The sequence below is a fragment of the Streptomyces sp. SID3212 genome, from assembly GCF_009865405.1.
Taxonomy (GTDB): domain Bacteria; phylum Actinomycetota; class Actinomycetes; order Streptomycetales; family Streptomycetaceae; genus Streptomyces.
Window position 1 is genome coordinate 1 of sequence record NZ_WWJY01001195.1, and the last position, 760, is coordinate 760.

The 760-nt window shown below is 75.4% G+C and carries 2 protein-coding genes; one reads left to right on the forward strand and one right to left on the reverse strand.

From position 1 onward, the window contains the following. Positions 1-260, forward strand: a 260-nt coding sequence (locus GT042_RS35665) for an ROK family protein (RefSeq protein WP_161312823.1), incomplete at its 5' end; no start/stop codon positions are given. 73 nt (positions 261-333) lie between these two features. Here GT042_RS35665 and GT042_RS35670 read toward each other — a convergent pair. Further along, positions 334-760, reverse strand: a 427-nt coding sequence (locus GT042_RS35670) for a hypothetical protein (RefSeq protein ID WP_161312824.1), incomplete at its 5' end; no start/stop codon positions are given.

Sequence of the window (760 nt, forward strand, 5' to 3'; positions counted from 1 at the left end):
AGGCGCTGGCCGCCGGCATCGCCGCGACGGCCACGCTGGTGGAGATCGGCATCGCGGTCGTCGGCGGGGGTGTCGCGAACGCGGGCGAGGTCCTCTTCGCCCCGCTGCGCCGCTCCCTGGGCGACTACGCGACGCTCTCCTTCGTCCGGCAGATCAAGGTGGCCCCGGCCCTCATGGGCACGGACGCGGGCCTGGTGGGCGCGGCGGCGGCAGCGGCACTGGGCACCCGCGACGGGGAGACGGCGGCGGTCAGCGGCTGACGCTCTCCCCGCTTGTCCGCATTGTCCCCGGTGGGGGTCGTCCTTGTCCCTGGTGGGGGTCGTCCTCGTGCGGTCAGTGTGTCGTCTGGCAGGCCATACGCCGGCTGCCTCGGAACTTCACGCACAGCTCGGTGTCCCTGCCCGTGTGGTGCGTCGGCCAGGTGTACATCAGCGCTTTGCCGGAGCGCGTGGCCGTCGCCGTGCCGGCGAGCCGGCCGTTCCGGTACAGCGACACCGCACGCGAGCCGACGTGCGCCGGCGGATTGGTCCAGATGCCGGTGACCGCGTTGGTGGCGCCCCGGCCGTCCAGCCGGACGCAGATCTGCGGGCCGGAGAAGTGGTGGGTGCACGCGCTGCTGTCGGCCGCCGCGGGCGTCGCGGTCAGCGAGACCGCCACCCCCGCCAGGGCGAGCGTCAGGGCGGTCCGCCGGGCGGGGGAGCGCGTGGCGAAGGGCGCGGGCGGAGCGGGGGGCGGCGGCTGGACGGGTGGCATGTCGGCT